Source organism: Streptomyces sp. NPDC059003, from assembly GCF_042740445.1.
Taxonomy (GTDB): domain Bacteria; phylum Actinomycetota; class Actinomycetes; order Streptomycetales; family Streptomycetaceae; genus Streptomyces.
Window position 1 is genome coordinate 51,679 of the sequence record NZ_JBHYJH010000031.1, and the last position, 17,273, is coordinate 68,951.

Consider the following 17,273-nt stretch of genomic DNA (forward strand, 5'->3'; position numbering starts at 1 on the left):
TGAACTCCGTACGGTGACCGGAGTTCAGCCCGTGAAGGGTGTCCCGCTCTCCAGGACGGCGAATGCCTCGTGGATCAGGCTCACCATCGCCGCGGGCGTGCGTTGCGCGTCGGGCAGCGCCGAGTGGGCAAGCAGAGCGCCGCGCAGGGCGGCGATAGCCGCGCGGGCATACACCGAAGAGCGCAGGTCAGCGGCGGCTTCATCGCCATCTGCGATCTCCGGCGCAAGCCGGAGGCGCACCGCGTCGGCGACGCCGTTCTCGATCTCGAAGAGCACGGAGCGAGTGGGCCGCGGATTGGTGAAAAAGCGCGACGGGGCATCGCTGAAAAGAATGCCGAGGGCCGTTACGCGGGCGTCGGCGACGGCGAGCAGTGCATTCCGGACAGCCGTGAACGGCGGCTCCGCGCCGGGCCGCTCGACGATATGTCTGCACAGCGGCGGGATCAGTTCTAGGATTTCACCGAGAACCAGATCCTCTTTGGACGGGAAATAGCGGAAGAACGTGCGCTCGGTCACGCCGACGGTGGTCGCGATGTCCCGGACGGTGGTCCCGTCGAAGCCGTGCTCCTCGAACAGGCGCAGGGCCGCCTCCTGGAGTGCCTTGCGCGTGCGCTCCTTGTGCTGTTCCCGCCGTCCGACCGTGCTCACAGCGGCAGTCTGGCACACGCATCCGCAAAGTGTCACCCCTGACACTTCGGCTACGCTGGCAAATCTGTCAGTCATGACACTTTGTCGGCGCGGCCCGCCGCCCTCGCACGGACCGGCGTCTGACAAGCACTGTTCCACCCAAGAGCCCTAGGAGCGCCATGGCCTCTCTGCTCGCCCGGCTCGGCCGCACCGCCTTCCGACGCCGCCGCCTCGTCCTTTCCCTCTGGCTCGCGGTGCTCGCGGCCGCAATCGCCTGTCTCACCGCTTTCGGCAGCGGGCTCGACGACGAGTTCTCCATCCCCGGCTCGGAGTCCCAACGCGCCCTGGACACCATGGCCGAGGAGTTCCCCGCGGCCGCCGGCACCAGCGCGCAGCTCGTCTTCACCGCCCCCGAGGGCAAGAAGGTCACCGACGCCCCGTACGCCGCCGCCGTCAAGCGCACCCTCGCCGAGGTCGAGCGCGCGCCCCAGGTCGCCGCCGTGGTCGACCCGGCCGCCGCGGGCACGGTCTCCAAGGACGGCCGCACCGCCCTGGCCCAGGCCCAGTACGAGGACGACCGCTCCGCGCTGCGCGACGACGCGCTGCCCGCCCTGGAGAAGGCGGCACACCAGGCCTCCGCGGCCGGGCTCGACGTGTCCGTCGGCGGCAACGCCTACGGCAGCGGCGGCGTCTCCGTCAGTGCCAAGGAAGCGCTCGGCGCCGTCGTCGCGCTCGTCGTCCTCGCCCTCACCTTCGGCTCGCTCCTCGCGGCCGGAATGCCCCTGCTCTCCGCGCTCGTCGGCGTCGCCGTCGGCCTGTGCGGGCTGCTCGCGATCACGGGCGCCGTCGGCATCTCGTCGACCGCGGTCACCCTCGCCCTGATGCTCGGCCTCGCGGTCGGCATCGACTACGCCCTGTTCATCCTGTCCCGCCACCGCTCCCAACTCGCCCACGGCATGGACCCCGAGGAGTCCGCCGCCCGCGCCAACGGCACGTCCGGCAGCGCCGTCGTCTTCGCGGGCCTCACCGTCGTCATCGCCCTGGCCGGTCTTGCCGTGGTCCGCATCCCGTTCCTGACGGTCATGGGCCTGAGCGCGGCGGCGACCGTACTGGTCGCGGTGCTGGTGGCGGTCACGCTGCTGCCCGCGCTGCTGGGCTTCGCGGGGGCGCGGCTGGCGCCCCGGCCGGGCTCCCGCGCTAGTTCGGGCGCGGGCGCGAGTTCGGGCACGGGCGCCTCCGAGCCGACGTGGGGTGAGCGCTGGGTGCGCTTCGCCACGCGTCGGCCGCTGCTCACCGCCCTCGCGACCGTGGCAGCCCTCGCCGTCGTGGCCGTGCCCGCCAAGGATCTGCGCCTGGCCCTGCCCGACAACGGCTCGGCGCCGTCCGGCAGTTCGCAGCGGCAGACCTACGACACCGTCAGCGAGGCCTTCGGGCCCGGCTTCAACGGCCCCCTCCTGGTCCTCACCGAGACCCCCGGCCACGACGCCGCCTCCCCGCAGGGCCGCGCGGCGGCGACCCGGATCGCCGCCGAGCTGAAGAAGGAACCCGGCGTCGTGGCCGTCTCCCCGCCCCGCGCCGCCAAGGGGTCCACCGGCTCGATCATCCAGGTCGTCCCGGAGACCGGACCCGACGACGAAGCCACCAAGGACCTCGTCCACCGGCTCCGCGACCGCGCCCCCGCGCTGCACTCCCTGACCGGCGCCACCGTCTCCGTGACCGGCAGCACCGCCGTCGGCGTCGACGTCTCCGACCGCCTCGGCGACTCCCTGCTGCCGTTCGGCATCGTCGTCGTGGGCCTCTGCCTGCTGCTCCTTCTCCTGGCCTTCCGCAGCCTCGTCATCCCCGTGAAGGCGACCTTCGGCTTCCTCCTGTCCGTGGCCGCGTCCTTCGGCGCGGTGGCTGCGGTCTTCCAATGGGGCTGGCTCGCCGACCAGTTGGGCGTCGCCCGCACCGGCCCGGTCGTCAGCTTCCTGCCCATCATCCTCATGGCCGTCCTCTTCGGCCTCGCCATGGACTACGAGGTGTTCCTCGTCTCCAGCGTCCGCGAGGAGTACACCCGCACCGGCCGCGCCCGCGACTCCGTACGGCTCGGCGCCCGGCACGCGGCCCGCGTCGTCACGGCGGCGGCCCTGATCATGTTCGCCGTCTTCGCGAGCTTCGTCTCCATGGACGACGCCATCGTCAAACCCATCGCGTTCGCCCTGGCCTTCGGCGTCCTCATCGACGCGTTCGTCATTCGCATGACGTTCGTCCCCGCGGTCCTCGCCCTGGTCGGGGACGGGGCGTGGTGGCTGCCTCGGTGGCTCGACCGGTTGCTTCCTCATGTGGACATCGAGGGCGAGAAGCTGGCCTCGGCGCCCGAGCCGGTTCGGGAGCCCGTCCGGGCCTGAGCCCCGCGGTCAGCCGAACTCGCACCACACGACCTTGCCGGGGGCGCGCACCGTCACGCCCCACTTGTCGGCCAAGGCCGCCACCAGCAGGAGACCTCGCCCCGACTCGTCGGCCCCACCGTCGACGAGTCGGGGCCAGCCGTCGCCGCTGTCGTGGACTTCTACGCGGACGGTGACGCCGTCGCGTACGAGGCGGAGCCGGAACCCGCGTCCCGGCGGGACGCCGTGGATCAGGGCATTCGTCGTCAACTCGCTGACGCACAGGGCGATTTCATCAACCCTCTCCTCGATCCCCCAGGCGGCGAGCGCGTCGCGCGTGAACGCACGGGACGCCGGGATCGACTGCCGCTCACGCCGGTAGAAGCGTTCGCGGAGGGGCGTGGGGGGAGTTTCGTCGTTCATGTGGCGAGAGTCACACTGCGTGGCCATCATCAAGCAGTACGTGAACTCGTACAACTCGGTTGTACGAGCTGCGGGGGTGAACGCGCGGGTTTCGGTGGGGAGTTAGGGCGCATGAGCAGGCCAAAGCGGCGGTCGAAGAAGAACGCGTCAGCCATGAAGATGGTGGGGGCGCTGCTTGCCCTCCACCGGGAGGTCGCCGGCTACACCCAGAGATCTCTGGCCGAGCACTTCGTCCTCAGCGAGGACCAGATCGCCTCCATCGAGCAGGGGCGGCGGCCTCTGAAGTTGGACCTGGCGATCCAGCTCGACGCTTTTCTGGGCACCAAGCGGACGTTGGAGACGGCGGTAGAGAACATGCCGGAGGTGGATCTGATTCCTCGCTTCGCCGAGGAGTACCTGGATCACGAGCGGGAGGCCATCGCGATCTCCTGGTACGAGAGCTTGGTAGTGCCCGGACTGCTCCAGACCGAGGCGTACGCAAGGGCGGTCTTCCGCAGTCGAGTCCCGGTGTACGACGAGGACGAGATCGAACAGCTCGTCGCAAACCGCATCGAGCGGCGGGACATCCTGCACCGCAAGCGGCCACCGACAGCCAGCTTTGTGGTGTGGGAGGCGGTTGTACGTGATCGATTGGGAGGGCGGGGGGTGTACGCCGAACAGTTGCGCCACCTGCGTGAGTACGCCGAACTCCCCGGGCTCTCCTTGCAGATCCTGCCGCTGGGGCGCACCTCACACGCCGGACTCGACGGTCCGTTCATCCTGCTGGAGACACCCGAATACCAGCGACTCGCCTACACGGAAACTCATCGTGGCAGTCACTTGATCGCCGATCCCGACGACGTGGCGATCCTCCACCAGAAATATGCGATGCTGCGGGCACAGGCCCTCAACCCCGAGGACACCAGGGCCCTGTTGGACCGGTTGCTAGGAGAGCAATGAGCAGCAGCACCGCGCTTGAGTGGTTCAAGTCCAGCTACAGCGGCAGCGAAGGCGGCGCCTGCCTCGAAGTCGCGTATGGATGGCGCAAGTCCAGCTACAGCAGTGGCGAAGGCGGCGCCTGCCTGGAGATAGCCACTCACCCCACGACCATCCACATCCGCGACTCCAAGGACCCCGGCAGACGGCACGTCTCCGTCTCCCCCACCACCTGGTCCGCCTTCCTCCCCCTCACGCTCCCGGCGGCCGAAAGTCGGAATCGGAAGTAGCCCGCAGCCGGAACTCGGCGATCCGGAACTCCTGACCCGAATTCACCGCGATGCCCACCAGGTCTCCGTCGGCGAAGTACATCTGGTGGAGGTGCATCCACAGGAAGCGGTCCTCGTACTCGTAGCCGACCCACAGCGACCTGCCGCCCTGTATCGCGTCGGAGACCTGCGCGGCCGCAGACCGGTAGGCGACGGCGGCCCTGCGGGACGCCTCGGCCTGCCGTTCGTCCCGCCGCCGCTCCCGGCCGTCCCAGTACCCGCTGTACAGCGCACCGCCCCCGATGGCGACGACGAGCCCGCCCGCCGTGATCAGCCCCGACGCCCCCACCGACTGGCCGGTGTCGCGCCCCGAGGCGACCAGGATCAGCGTGACGAGGCCGCCGAGGAGCACCATCACGAGGGCGCCGAGGGCCAGGAGCTGACGCGCGGTCAGCGCCCGGGAGATCACTTCCTCGCCCGGCAGCACGCGCGCCCTCGGCACCGGGCCCGGCGTTCCGGCCACGGCACCGGCGGTCACGGCGTCGGGGTCGACGAGCGTCGGGGGATGGACGGCCGCCTGCGCCGGAACCGTTTCCGCCGACGCGTCCTCCGGAACGGGCAGCGCGGCGATCCGCTCCCCCACCGCTGCCGCGCTCGGCGGCCTGTCCTCGGGCTGTTTGGCGAGGAGATCCGCGAGCAGGGCGTCCCACGCGGCCGGGAGTCCGGCACGCCCCGCGCTGGCGGGCGGTGGTACTTCGTCGAGATGCTGCCGCAGGATGAGGTGCCAGGGGCCCTCGGAGAAGGGCGGTCGGCCGACCAGCGTCGCGTACAGCAGACACCCCAGGGAGTAGAGATCGCTGCGCGCGTCGAGTTCGGTGCCACCGCCGGCCTGCTCCGGGGACATGTACGCGAAGGTGCCCAGGACGTGACCGGTGTGGGTGAGGGTCGTCAGGTCGATGCTGTCGCGGTCGAGTCGCGCGATGCCGAAGTCCAGGACGGTCGCGTGCCCGTCGGGGCCGATCATCACGTTGGCGGGCTTCAGGTCCCGGTGCACGATGCCCACGTCGTGCATGGCAGAGAGCGCCGCGCAGATCTCCCCGCCCCAGCGGGCGACCTCCGCGAGGGAGGGCGGGCGCGCTGCGAGGAGACGGTTCAGCGGCTCGCCGGGGATCTCCGCCATCACCAGGTACAGGACCGCGTGGCCGTCGACGTCCGCCTCGCCGGAGTCGTGCACTTCGACGATGTGCGGGTGGCGCAGCAACGACGCGACCCTGATCTCCCGGTGGAACCTGCGGGCGAGCTCCGAGGTGTCCGTGCCGAGGAAGCCGGTCACCATCTTCACCGCGACGTCACGCTGCCGCAGCTGGTCCCTGGCCCGCCATACGGTTCCCATCCCGCCGGAGCCGAGCGGCTCCCGCAGTTGATAGCGCCCGCCGAGCAGAGCCCCTCGCACGTCAACCCCCTTCGGATCCGGAGCGCAAGTATGCGATGCTGCGGGCCCCGCCCCCAACCCCCGGACAGCCAAGGCCTGTTGGACCGTCGGCTAGGATCCCGCGTGCGCTACTACATCTACGTCTCCACCGCCAAGGTGGACATGCTGTACGGGCAGATCCCGCCCACCCTCCTGCGGCGGCTCGCCGTCGAGGCCAAGGTCGACCTGAAGGTCCTCAGCCTGGCCGTGCAGTCGCCGCGTACCGACACAGGTCCGTACGACCGGCTCGACCTCGTAGAGGCGTATCTGGACCGGGAGTTCGACGTCAGCTGGATGTCGGAGCCCACCGCATGGTTCCGGGGGGACCTGGGGCTGCGGATCGCCGGGGACGGGCAGGCAAGCGGGCCGACGCTGATGACGGGCCGCGACGGCGACACCGTGGTCGCCCTGGTCGGGTCCGCGCACCATCTGATCGGGTATCAGGCGGCGCCCGACCTGCACCGGGTCGGGTACTCGGGCCTTCCGTCGGTGTTCCGGCTGCTCCAGGACATCCCACGCGAGTGGGAGTTCCAGCTCAACGTGCGCTGGCGGGCCCGGATGCCGAGCAGGGAGAGCGTGGCGCACGACGTGCTGCACTTCGCGGAGGCGCTGACCGTACCGCCGGTGTACTGCGAGTTCCTGGCGCGGCAGCTGATGTGGGGCACGGTGGCGCGGGAGGACGGGAGCGAGGTCACGGTCGTCGTCGGGACGCCGCTGTACGTGGCGATGTCGGACCGGGGGCCCGGGGACGACGGCCAGGTGGTGTGAATGGAGCGGGCGGCGTCCGTCGCCGATCTGGTGCGGCTGCGCATGGACGGCGACGTAGCGGGACTGTGCCGGGCCACACGGTCCGAGGACCACCACATCGCTGTGTACGCGACGGAGTTGCTCGGCAGCAGCACGGGTCCGCCGGAGGCGGTCGACGCGCTGTTCGCGAGCCTGCGGCGGCGGGGCGAGCCGTACCCGGGGCTGCCGTGGCAGGCCGCCAAGGCCCTGGGGCGGCTGCGGGTGCGCCGCGCGGTGCCCGAACTCCTCGATCTCCTCGCCGAGGGCCCGCACGGGCGCGAGCAGCTGGACCGGCCCGCGTGCGACGCCCTCGTCGCGATCGGCGGGCCGGAGGTCGTCCAGGGGCTCATCGGACTGCTCGGCCGGTTCCGGGCCGAGGGGTACCTGGCGTTCCGGGTGCTCGACGCGCTGGCGCGGCTGCGTCCGCCCGAGGCCGTGGAGCCGCTCCTCGTCGCGCTGTGGGACAACCTGCCGCAGCGCGCGGACCACGTGGTGCGGACGCTCGGCGCGATCGGGGACCCGCGCGCGGGCAACGCCCTCCTCGCCCTCGCGCACTCCCCCGCGTCGGACACGAGTCTGCGCCGGGCCGCCGTGACGGCGCTGCACGCCCTGCCCGAAGCCGACTGGCCGCCCCCGCGCACGTACCCCTCCGCCGAAACGCTGCTGCACGAACCACAGCGCGCCCCGGACGCCGAGACGGCACGCCTCGCCACCGCCCTGCTCTCCCGCACCGAGGAGGGCCGCGGCCACCTGTGGGAGGTGCTCCGCGCGGCGGCCCGCTCCCCGCATCACCCCGACTGCCCGCCGCACGCCGTCATCGCCGTCTGCGACCGCGTCGCGGAGGAGCCCGACCTCTTCGACGTACCGGACCCCGACGCGTACGACGCCCTGCTCAGGCACCATCTGCGCGAGGCGGCGGTACCGGCCGTGCGCCGGGCCGCCGCGCGGGCCCTCGCCGCGTACGCAGGCGCCGAAGCGGCGGACGTCCTGCTCGCGGCCCTCGGCGACGCGCACCTCAGCGACGCCGTGGCGGACCTCGTCGCCGACTTCCCCGGACCGCCGCGCAAGCAGCTGATGGACCTGCTCACCGACCCCGACGGGACGGTGGCCGGGCGGCGGGGCGCAGCACGGGCGTTGGGAGGAATCGGGCACGCCGGGGCCGGGCCGGCCCTGGAGGCCGTGCTTGCGGACGACGCGGCCCCGGTCTCGGTGCGCACCGCCGCCGCCGACGCGCTCGGCGCCCTGGGGCACGCACGGTCCGCCGCGCCGCTTGCGGCGCTGGCCGAGGACGCGGCGCAGCCCGGCACGCTGCGGGCCCGCGCCGTGGGCGCCCTCGGCCTGATCGGCGCGCCGGAGACCCTGCCGGTGGTCCTCGCCTGCACGGGGTCGCCGCACGAGGCGGTGCGGGCGCGGGCGGTGGCGGCGCTCGGCGGGTTCCCCGTGGCGGAGGCCGCCGAGGCGCTCGGGGACCTGGTCACGAACAGTACGGAGAGCGACGTGGCGCGTGCCGCCATGCGGGCCCTCGCCCGGATCGGCGCCCCGGCGCTGCCCGTGCTCGTGGCGCTCGCCGACGCCGTGGACGGCCTGGTGGAGGACCTGTCCGACCAGCTCGTCGCGGCGCTCGCGGCCCGGCCCGAGGCCGAGTCGACCGCCGCCCTGGAACGGCTCGCCGCGGCTCCGGAGCAGGAGTCCACGCGCACCCCGCCGGGCGCGGGGCGGCTCGCCGCGTCGCGCCCGGCGCGGGAGGCCGCGTCCCTCGCGCTGGTCGAGCGCGGCACGGCCGAGTGCCTCGCGCCCCTCGTGGCGCTCCTCGGCCCGGACACGTGGTTCGGCGCCCACGAGGCCGCCGTGCGCGCACTGTTGAGGATCGGCACCGGGGAGGCGCACGAGCTCGTGCTCACGCACTGCCGCGACGCGCCGCACAAGTACTCCTGGCACGTCGAGGCCCTCGACGCCGTCGCCCGCGCCCGGGGGATCACGCTCGGACCGTAGCTCGACAGGCCCGCGCGAGCCTGCCTAGGATGCGCGGCAGCATCGCGTGCCGGTCACCGTCCGGGTGAGGCATGGAGGTGCGGGACATGCCTCTGGAGGCATTCCTTGTCGGTACAGCTCAATCACACGATCGTCCACGCCCGGGACAACCGGGAGTCCGCCGAGTTCTTCGCGGACCTGCTGGATCTCGAAGTCGGCCCCGAATGGGGCCCGTTCGTCCCCGTCGCCCTCGCGGGCGGCGTCACGCTCGACTTCGCCACCGTCCCGGCCCCCGACATCGCGCCGCAGCACTACGCGTTCCTGGTCTCGGACGCGGAGTTCGACGCGGCGTACGAGAAGATCACGGCGCGCGGCATCGAGCACTGGGCCGATCCGCGGCAGCAGCGGCCCGGTGAGATCAACCGCAACGACGGCGGGAAGGGCGTCTACTTCCTGGACCCGGCGGGCCACCCCATGGAGCTGATCACGGTTCCGTACGGCGGCTGGCCGCGGCGGTAGGCAGGACGGGCGAGGGGCCGCACGGCTCGCGGGCCGTGCGACCCTCTCGCGCTGCTCAGCAGTTGATGGCGGTGTCGCCGGTGTCGACGGCACAGCTGTCGGTGCCGGGGCCGCCGTCGGCGGTGTCACCGGCCGCGCCGTCCTGGACGTCGATGGTGTCGTCGCCCGCGCCGGACAGGACGACGTCGTTGCCACCCGCGCCGTAGACGATGTCGTCACCGGCCAGGGCGCAGATGACGTCGTCACGGTTGATGCCGGACAGGACCTCGGGCCCGTTGCTGCCGATCAGCGTGCAGCGGTGGGCGTTGTTGACCTGGGTGGGCTGGGCGGCGGAGTTGTCGCCGGTGTTCGGGTCGGGCTGGTCGGCGGTCGCCGTGGCGGTGGCGGTGACCGTCCCGGTGGCCGTCGGCGACAGGCTCAGGGCGACCGTCGCCGAACCGGAGGTGGCCAGGCCGCCGAGCGTGCAGCTGACGGTGGCCCCGGAGACGGTGCACGAGCCCTGGGAGGGGTCGGCGGACAGGATGCCGGTGGGTGCCCCGGTCAGGGTGATCTCGGCGGTGGTGCCGGCGGCGTCGTCGGGGCCGTTGTTGGTGAGGGTGACGGTGTCGGTGAGGGTGTCGCCGAGCGCGAAAGGGTCGGCGGAGTCGGCCACCGTGACGGCCAGGTCGGCGGTGGGCTCGGCGGTGTCGGTGGTTCCGGCCGACGCGGTCGAGGCGATGCCGAGGAGGCCGGACAGGGCGAGCAGCAGCCCGCCGAGCAACGGCGTGACGCGGCGTAGCGCACGACCGCGTCCTAATCGTGGTCCACTCGGTCGTTCATGGGCGTATCTCACAGGAGACTCCCGTGGGGAAGGGGGTGTACGAGCGCCCGGAGCATCCCACAGCCCCTCGGCACGGACAACGGCACCGCGGCTGCGGAGCCCCCAATCCCGCCCCTTCCCGGCTGTGTCGATTTGCGGCTCCGCCGCGGGGGGCTCCGCCCCAGACCCCGCTCCTCAAACGCCGGAGGGGCTAGATCTTGCCGCTAGATCCAGCCCGTCCGGCGTTTGAGGACGAGGCGCGAAGCGCCGGATAAAAGGGGGTCCTAGGGGGCGGAGCCCCCTAGTTTCGGGAAGGGGTGGGACTGGGGCGCCCCCGGCGAGCGCGATACGCACGCTGACGGCACGCCGGGGAGCAGTACATCCGAGGGCGGCCGCGCGGGGGCCGCGTCACCGGCGCCCGGCAGCCAGGGCAGAGCTTTTCGTCACGCTCGGGGCCGACGCCCACACTTTCGTCACAGCGGGCGCGCCCCCGCGGGGTATGCGCGGCCAGCTCGGAGTCCAGAACGGGACACTCCCCCGCGATGTCGTCATCCGTACAGCTCAGACAGTGCCGAAGATAGTCACGCGCGGCCTCCAACTGCCCGATCTGCCGCTCCACTTGCGCGATCTGGGCGTCGATCGCGTCCTGCCAGACGTCGCGCGTGGCCTTCCCGGAGGTGACGACGGCCGCCTGGTCGAGCGGCATCCGCCCGACCACGCAGCACAGATAGGCGAGCCCGATGCGGCGCAGGTCGGTGTCGCCGTAGACCCGCTTGCCGCCCTCGCGGGCAGGCGGGGCGAGCACACCCCGGCTCTCCCACCACCGCACCGTGGACGGCGCGATGCCGTACAGAGCCGCCGCTTCACCGATGGAGACCCCACGCCGCCTCGCCATGCGCCCAGTTGACATCAAGGCGACTTCACAGGACAAGGTCGGAACCACACAGAACTTAGGCAAGCCTTAGTAAAGGAGTTCCGTCGTGTCAGCAGTCGAAGCGGTAGAAGCAGTCGAATACGCGGAGAACGTCGTCATCGGCGCCGGGCAGCAAGGGTGCGGAGTGGCCGGGGCCCTCCAGGAGGTGGGGCGGGACGCGCTCGTCCTGGAGCGGGGAGAGATCGGCCAGGCCTGGGCGCACGAACGCTGGGACAGCCTGCTGATCGGGAGCGGGAACCGATCGGTGCGCTTCCCCGGCCGGGAGTACGAGGGCGACGACCCCTACGGCTGCCCCTCGGGCCCCGAACTGGCCCGTCTCCTGCGCCGTTACGTGACGGAACGAGGGCTCCGGGTGCGGCAGCACACGGCCGTGCAGAGGGTCGAGTGCCCGCCCGACGCCGCCGCCGGTGACGACGTGCGGTTCCGGACCCACCTGGCCACCGGCGTCGTCGAGTCCCGCAACCTCGTCGCGGCCGTCGGCGGCTACGCGGCCCCCCGCACCCCCGCCCTGGCCGCCGACGTCGCACGGGCCGTCCACCAGCTCCACTCCCACGCCTACCGCAACCCCGCGTCCCTGCCGGACGGGGCGGTCCTGGTCGTCGGCGCGGGCATCAGCGGCCAGCAGATCGCGGACGAGCTGGCGGACGCCGGACGCCGCACGTTCCTCGCGGTCGGGCGGCACCGCGCGTGGCCGCGCCGCTACCGCGGCCGGAGCATCCAGGAGTGGATCGGCGCGCTCCCCTCGCTGTACGAGGAGTTCGGGACCGTGGTCGGCGACGGCGGCCCCGTCCTGCCGGGCCTGCCGGTGACCGCCGTGCGGGACAAGCGTGACGACCTGAACCTCGGCACCCTGGCCGCGAAGGGCGTCACCCTGGTCGGCTCCGTGCGCGCGGCGGACGGCCACGAGCTGCATCTGAAGGACAACGTCGTCGCCGTCGCGGAGGAGTCCGCCCGCTCGTTCCGGCAAGCCGTCGACCTCATCGACACCCGCATCCGCCAGCGGGGATTCGTGGCGCCGCAGGAGCGGCCCGCGCCCGAGGTCCCCCTGGCGCACGTGGCCGACTTCGGCGAGCGCCTCGACCTGGCGCGCCACGGCATCGCGACGATCGTCTGGTGCACCGGCTTCGGCCCCGACTACCGCATCCTGCCGGACCACGTCCTCGACGAGCACGGGGCCCCGATCCAGGAGAAGGGCCTCCTCGGGGCGCTGCCCGGCCTGTACTACGCCGGGCTCCCCGACGGGAACGACATCGCGCCCGTGGGCATCGCGGCGAACGTGGAGAACGGCCGGTACCTCGCCCGCCTCATCCACGTCGACCACGTGCTGCGCTCGGGCGCGCCCGCGGCCCTCGTCACCGCGTAGCGGGACAGGCGAAGGGCCGTACCCTCCGGATCGACGCCCGGGAGGTACGGCCCTCGACTGCCTGCCGTGATCGCTTACTTGCGGATCAGGCTGCGCAGCACGTACTGCATGATGCCGCCGTTGCGGTAGTAGTCGGCCTCACCGGGGGTGTCGATGCGGACGACCGCGTCGAACTCCACGCCCGTGTCGGTGGTGACCTTGACCGTGCTCGGCGTGGTGCCCTCGTTCAGCTCGGTGACGCCCGTGATGGAGAAGGTCTCCTCACCGGTCAGGCCGAGCGAGTCGGCCGACTGGCCGGCCGGGAACTGGAGCGGCAGGACGCCCATGCCGATGAGGTTCGAGCGGTGGATGCGCTCGTACGACTCGGTGATGACGGCCTTGACGCCGAGGAGCGCGGTACCCTTGGCGGCCCAGTCGCGGGACGAGCCGGAGCCGTACTCCTTGCCGCCCAGGATGACCAGCGGGGTGCCCTCGGCCTGGTAGTTCTGCGAGGCGTCGTAGATGAACGACACCGGCGCGTCGGCCTTGGTGAAGTCGCGGGTGAAGCCGCCCTCCGTGCCCGGCGCGATCTGGTTGCGCAGGCGGATGTTGGCGAACGTGCCGCGGATCATGACCTCGTGGTTGCCACGGCGGGAGCCGTAGGAGTTGAAGTCGCGGCGGGCCACGCCGTGCTCCGTGAGGTACTGGCCGGCCGGGGTGTCGGCCTTGATGGCGCCGGCCGGGGAGATGTGGTCGGTGGTGACCGAGTCGCCCAGCTTGGCGAGGACGCGGGCGCCCGCGATGTCGGAGACCGGCGTGGTCTCCATCGTCATGCCCTCGAAGTACGGGGGCTTGCGGACGTACGTCGACTCGCTGTCCCACTCGAAGGTGTTGCCGGTCGGGATCGGCAGCGCCTGCCACTGGGCGTCGCCCGCGAAGACGTCCTCGTAGGACTTGGAGAACATGTCCTCGCCGATGGAGTTGGCGACGACGTCGTTGACCTCGGCCTCGGACGGCCAGATGTCCTTCAGGTAGACCGGGTTGCCGTCCTGGTCGGTGCCCAGGGCCTCGGTCGTGATGTCCATCTTCATGGTGCCCGCGATGGCGTACGCGACGACCAGCGGCGGGGACGCCAGGTAGTTCATCTTGACGTCGGGGTTGATGCGGCCCTCGAAGTTCCGGTTGCCGGAGAGGACCGAGGTGACGGCGAGGTCGTGGTCGTTGACGGCCTTGGAGACCTCCTCCGGCAGCGGGCCGGAGTTGCCGATGCAGGTGGTGCAGCCGTAGCCGACGAGGTTGAAGCCGACCTTGTCCAGGTACGGGGTCAGGCCCGACTTGTCGAAGTAGTCGGTGACGACCTTGGAGCCCGGGGCGAGGGTGGTCTTGACCCACGGCTTGCGGGTCAGGCCCTTCTCGACGGCCTTCTTCGCGACGAGCGCGGCGGCGACCATCACGTACGGGTTCGACGTGTTGGTGCAGGAGGTGATCGCGGCGACCGTGACGGCGCCGTGGTCGATCTCGTACGTCGAGCCGTCGGGGGCGGTGACGGTGACCGGGTTCGACGGGACGCCGTTGCTGGCGGCCGGGGCGTCGGAGGCCGGGAAGGACTCCTTGCCCGCCTCGTCGGCGGTGTCGACGTAGTTCAGGACGTCCGTCTTGAACTGCTCGGCGGCGTTCGCCAGGACGATGCGGTCCTGCGGGCGCTTCGGGCCCGCGATCGACGGGACGACCGTGGAGAGGTCGAGCTCCAGCTTCTCGGAGAAGTCCGGCTCGGCGGCCGGGTCCAGCCAGAGGCCCTGCTCCTTGGCGTACGCCTCGACGAGCGCGACCTGCTGCTCGTCACGGCCGGTCAGGCGCAGGTACTTCAGCGTCTCGTCGTCGATCGGGAAGATCGCGGCGGTGGAGCCGAACTCCGGCGACATGTTGCCGATGGTGGCGCGGTTGGCGAGGCTCGTGGCGGCGACGCCCTCGCCGTAGAACTCGACGAACTTGCCGACGACGCCGTGCTTGCGCAGCATCTCGGTGATCGTGAGGACCAGGTCGGTGGCGGTGGTGCCCGGCTTCAGCTCACCGGTCAGCTTGAAGCCGACGACGCGCGGGATGAGCATGGAGACCGGCTGGCCCAGCATCGCGGCCTCGGCCTCGATGCCGCCGACGCCCCAGCCGAGGACGCCGAGACCGTTGACCATGGTGGTGTGCGAGTCGGTGCCGACCAGCGTGTCCGGGTAGGCCTGGCCCTTGCGGACCATGACCGTGCGGGCCAGCTTCTCGATGTTGACCTGGTGCACGATGCCGGTGCCCGGCGGGACGACCTTGAACTCGTCGAACGCGGTCTGGCCCCAGCGCAGGAACTGGTAGCGCTCGCGGTTGCGGCCGTACTCCAGCTCCACGTTCTGCTGGAAGGCGTCGTTGGTGCCGAACTTGTCGGCGATGACGGAGTGGTCGATGACCAGCTCGGCCGGGGCCAGCGGGTTGATCTTCGCCGGGTCGCCGCCGAGCTCCTTCACGGCCTCACGCATCGTGGCGAGGTCCACGACGCAGGGGACGCCGGTGAAGTCCTGCATGATCACGCGGGCCGGCGTGAACTGGATCTCCTGCGACGGCTGGGCCGCCGAGTCCCAGTTGCCGAGGGCGCGGATGTGGTCGGCGGTGATGTTCGCGCCGTCCTCGGTGCGGAGCAGGTTCTCCAGCAGAACCTTGAGGCTGTAAGGGAGGCGCGCGGCGCCCTCGACCTTGTCCAGCCTGAAGATCTCGTACGACTCGTCGCCCACCTGCAGCGTGCTGCGGGCGTCGAAGCTGTTCGCCGACACGACAGTCTCCTTCATATATGTGCGCGTTCCACCGCATCCTGCCGCCACGCCTTCTCGCGGATCCGCTAAGGTAAGGCTAAGTTAGGTAACCCTTACCGAGATGACGGCTGCGGTGCGCCTTCGGCAGATATCTCGATGTCGAGATAACTCTAATACATGAGCCCCGCCAGTTCGAGGTGAGCCCTGCCCGGACGGCGCTCGCGCGCGCCCGGGCGTACGCGCCCCCGGGCTCGCACCTGGTCGACGCTGCACCAAGTGGCCGAGTTCCCCGCCGTCGACGTGCGTCACACCCCCTGCGCGTGCACAGTGGTCAACGGCGCCCGCCTGCGGCTCAACGTCCGCGCGGCGGCGCGCGCCTGACGGGTCGGAACCGGTCACTCCCCCAATGGCCTACCCCGACGGGCGCCTCATCTCATATCTGAGATAGCCTCTGGCGCATGGCAGACGACTACCTCGTACGCATCGGCAAGCTCATCCGCGACGCCCGGCAGCACCGTGGCTGGACACAGTCGCAGCTGGCCGAGGCGCTCAACACCAGCCAGAGCGCCGTGAACCGCATCGAGCGCGGCAACCAGAACATCAGCCTTGAGATGATCGCCCGCATCGGCGAGGCCCTGGACAGTGAAATCGTCTCGCTGGGGTACGCGGGTCCCATGCATCTGCGCGTGGTCGGCGGGCGCCGTCTGTCCGGCTCGATCGACGTCAAGACCAGCAAGAACGCGTGCGTGGCGCTGCTGTGCGCGTCCCTGCTCAACAAGGGCCGCACGGTTCTGCGCCGGGTCGCCCGCATCGAGGAGGTCTACCGCCTCCTGGAGGTCCTGAACTCCATCGGCGTCCGCACCCGTTGGATCAACGACGGCGTCGACCTCGAGATCGTGCCGCCCGCCAAGCTCGACATGGACGCGATCGACGCGGACGCCGCGCGCCGCACCCGCTCCATCATCATGTTCCTCGGCCCGCTCCTGCACCGCATGGACCGCTTCAAGCTGCCGTACGCGGGCGGCTGCGACCTCGGCACCCGCACGATCGAGCCGCACATGATCGCGCTGCGCCGCTTCGGCCTGGACATCGCCGCCACCGAGGGCCTCTACCACGCCGAGGTCGCCCGTGACGTCACGCCCGACCGCCCGATCGTCCTGACCGAGCGCGGCGACACGGTGACGGAGAACGCGCTGCTCGCCGCCGCCCGCAGCGACGGCACGACGGTCATCCGCAACGCCTCCTCCAACTACATGGTCCAGGACCTCTGCTTCTTCCTGGAGGCGCTCGGCGTCAAGGTCGAGGGCATCGGCACCACCACGCTCACCGTGCACGGCGTGCCGACCATCGACGTCGACGTGGACTACTCGCCGTCCGAGGACCCGGTCGAGGCGATGAGCCTGCTCGCCGCGGCCGTCGTCACCGAGTCCGAGCTGACCGTGAAGCGGGTGCCGATCGAGTTCCTGGAGATCGAGCTCGCCGTCCTGGAGGAGATGGGCCTCGACCACGACCGGTCGGCCGAGTACGCCGCCGACAACGGCCGCACGCGGCTCATCGACCTCACCGTGCGCCCCTCCAAGCTGGAGGCGCCGATCGACAAGATCCACCCGATGCCCTTCCCGGGCCTCAACATCGACAACGTCCCCTTCTTCGCGGCCATCGCGGCCGTGGCCCAGGGCAAGACCCTCATCCACGACTGGGTCTACGACAACCGCGCGATCTACCTCACGGACCTGAACCGCCTCGGCGGGCGCCTGCAGCTCCTCGACCCGCACCGGGTGCTCGTCGAGGGCCCCACGCGGTGGCGCGCCGCCGAGATGATGTGCCCGCCGGCGCTGCGGCCCGCCGTGGTCGTGCTGCTCGCGATGATGGCGGCGGAGGGCACGTCGGTGCTGCGCAATGTCTACGTGATCAACCGCGGCTACGAGGACCTGGCGGAGCGCCTGAACTCGGTGGGCGCCCAGATCGAGACGTTCCGGGACATCTAGCCGAAACCAGGGGGCTCCGCCCCCTGGACCCCCTTTTTCCCCACCCACCCGCCCTTTCAGGGCGGGTGGGT

General features: G+C 71.4%; 14 protein-coding genes. 8 read left to right on the plus strand and 6 right to left on the minus strand.

The features are described 5' to 3' along the window. Window positions 1-24: 24 nt before the first annotated feature. Window positions 25-648, minus strand: coding sequence for a TetR/AcrR family transcriptional regulator (locus tag ACFWZ5_RS14620; RefSeq protein ID WP_384801325.1), 624 nt, complete (start codon window positions 646-648; stop codon window positions 25-27). 158 nt (window positions 649-806) lie between these two features. Between ACFWZ5_RS14620 and ACFWZ5_RS14625 the strand changes: the two genes are divergently transcribed. Next, a complete protein-coding gene (locus ACFWZ5_RS14625) occupies window positions 807-3,017 on the plus strand; it encodes an MMPL family transporter (RefSeq protein ID WP_384801328.1) in 2,211 nt (736 codons plus the stop codon). A gap of 9 nt (window positions 3,018-3,026) precedes the next feature. Here ACFWZ5_RS14625 and ACFWZ5_RS14630 read toward each other — a convergent pair whose 3' ends face one another. Beyond that, entirely contained in the window at window positions 3,027-3,419 is a 393-nt protein-coding gene (locus ACFWZ5_RS14630) for an ATP-binding protein (protein WP_384801331.1), read from the minus strand. 111 nt (window positions 3,420-3,530) lie between these two features. Between ACFWZ5_RS14630 and ACFWZ5_RS14635 the strand changes: the two genes are divergently transcribed. Next, window positions 3,531-4,358 carry a Scr1 family TA system antitoxin-like transcriptional regulator gene (locus tag ACFWZ5_RS14635; RefSeq protein ID WP_384801333.1) on the plus strand — a complete coding sequence of 276 codons (828 nt, stop codon included), beginning with the start codon at window positions 3,531-3,533 and terminating at the stop codon, window positions 4,356-4,358. Then, complete coding sequence (locus ACFWZ5_RS14640; protein ID WP_384801336.1) at window positions 4,355-4,624, plus strand: DUF397 domain-containing protein; 270 nt, start codon at window positions 4,355-4,357, stop codon at window positions 4,622-4,624. The genes ACFWZ5_RS14635 and ACFWZ5_RS14640 overlap by 4 nt, the downstream gene beginning before the upstream one ends. Here ACFWZ5_RS14640 and ACFWZ5_RS14645 read toward each other — a convergent pair. After that, complete coding sequence (locus tag ACFWZ5_RS14645; RefSeq protein WP_384801339.1) at window positions 4,587-6,056, minus strand: protein kinase; 1,470 nt, start codon at window positions 6,054-6,056, stop codon at window positions 4,587-4,589. The genes ACFWZ5_RS14640 and ACFWZ5_RS14645 overlap by 38 nt on opposite strands. A 102-nt stretch (window positions 6,057-6,158) precedes the next feature. Here ACFWZ5_RS14645 and ACFWZ5_RS14650 point away from each other — a divergent pair, with 102 nt between their 5' ends. From ACFWZ5_RS14650 to ACFWZ5_RS14660, 3 genes are all read left to right on the plus strand, one after another. Next, window positions 6,159-6,842: a DUF7019 family protein gene (locus ACFWZ5_RS14650; protein WP_384801342.1), complete on the plus strand. Its 684-nt coding sequence runs from the start codon at window positions 6,159-6,161 to the stop codon at window positions 6,840-6,842. Further along, the gene (locus ACFWZ5_RS14655; RefSeq protein ID WP_384801345.1) at window positions 6,843-8,852 is read left to right on the plus strand and encodes a HEAT repeat domain-containing protein; all 2,010 of its coding nucleotides are present in this window, start codon (window positions 6,843-6,845) and stop codon (window positions 8,850-8,852) included. A gap of 105 nt (window positions 8,853-8,957) precedes the next feature. Then, window positions 8,958-9,350: a VOC family protein gene (locus ACFWZ5_RS14660; protein ID WP_384801348.1), complete on the plus strand. Its 393-nt coding sequence runs from the start codon at window positions 8,958-8,960 to the stop codon at window positions 9,348-9,350. 55 nt (window positions 9,351-9,405) lie between these two features. Here ACFWZ5_RS14660 and ACFWZ5_RS14665 read toward each other — a convergent pair whose 3' ends face one another. Beyond that, on the minus strand, window positions 9,406-10,110 hold the full coding sequence (locus ACFWZ5_RS14665) for a hypothetical protein (protein ID WP_384801351.1): 705 nt from the start codon (window positions 10,108-10,110) through the stop codon (window positions 9,406-9,408). Between the two features lie 340 nt (window positions 10,111-10,450). Continuing rightward, complete coding sequence (locus ACFWZ5_RS14670) at window positions 10,451-11,044, minus strand: MerR family transcriptional regulator (RefSeq protein WP_384805442.1); 594 nt, start codon at window positions 11,042-11,044, stop codon at window positions 10,451-10,453. A gap of 85 nt (window positions 11,045-11,129) precedes the next feature. Here ACFWZ5_RS14670 and ACFWZ5_RS14675 point away from each other — a divergent pair, with 85 nt between their 5' ends. After that, on the plus strand, window positions 11,130-12,446 hold the full coding sequence (locus ACFWZ5_RS14675) for a flavin-containing monooxygenase (RefSeq protein ID WP_384805444.1): 1,317 nt from the start codon (window positions 11,130-11,132) through the stop codon (window positions 12,444-12,446). A gap of 74 nt (window positions 12,447-12,520) precedes the next feature. Here ACFWZ5_RS14675 and acnA read toward each other — a convergent pair whose 3' ends face one another. After that, entirely contained in the window at window positions 12,521-15,235 is a 2,715-nt protein-coding gene (gene acnA / locus ACFWZ5_RS14680; RefSeq protein WP_384805446.1) for an aconitate hydratase AcnA, read from the minus strand. Between the two features lie 437 nt (window positions 15,236-15,672). Between acnA and ACFWZ5_RS14685 the strand changes: the two genes are divergently transcribed. After that, window positions 15,673-17,202, plus strand: a complete 1,530-nt coding sequence (locus ACFWZ5_RS14685) for a helix-turn-helix domain-containing protein (RefSeq protein ID WP_384805448.1) — start codon at window positions 15,673-15,675, stop codon at window positions 17,200-17,202. The last annotated feature ends 71 nt before the right edge of the window (window positions 17,203-17,273 follow it).

What these genes read in the sequence shown, in the direction of transcription:
- ACFWZ5_RS14625 (WP_384801328.1), top strand. Translation starts at nt 807, where the DNA reads ATGGCCTCTCTGCTCGCCCGGCTCGGCCGCACCGCCTTCCGACGCCGC.
- ACFWZ5_RS14630 (WP_384801331.1), bottom strand. Translation starts at nt 3,419, where the DNA reads ATGAACGACGAAACTCCCCCCACGCCCCTCCGCGAACGCTTCTACCGG.
- ACFWZ5_RS14635 (WP_384801333.1), top strand. Translation starts at nt 3,531, where the DNA reads ATGAGCAGGCCAAAGCGGCGGTCGAAGAAGAACGCGTCAGCCATGAAG.
- ACFWZ5_RS14640 (WP_384801336.1), top strand. Translation starts at nt 4,355, where the DNA reads ATGAGCAGCAGCACCGCGCTTGAGTGGTTCAAGTCCAGCTACAGCGGC.
- ACFWZ5_RS14655 (WP_384801345.1), top strand. Translation starts at nt 6,843, where the DNA reads ATGGAGCGGGCGGCGTCCGTCGCCGATCTGGTGCGGCTGCGCATGGAC.
- ACFWZ5_RS14670 (WP_384805442.1), bottom strand. Translation starts at nt 11,044, where the DNA reads ATGGCGAGGCGGCGTGGGGTCTCCATCGGTGAAGCGGCGGCTCTGTAC.
- ACFWZ5_RS14685 (WP_384805448.1), top strand. Translation starts at nt 15,673, where the DNA reads ATGGCAGACGACTACCTCGTACGCATCGGCAAGCTCATCCGCGACGCC.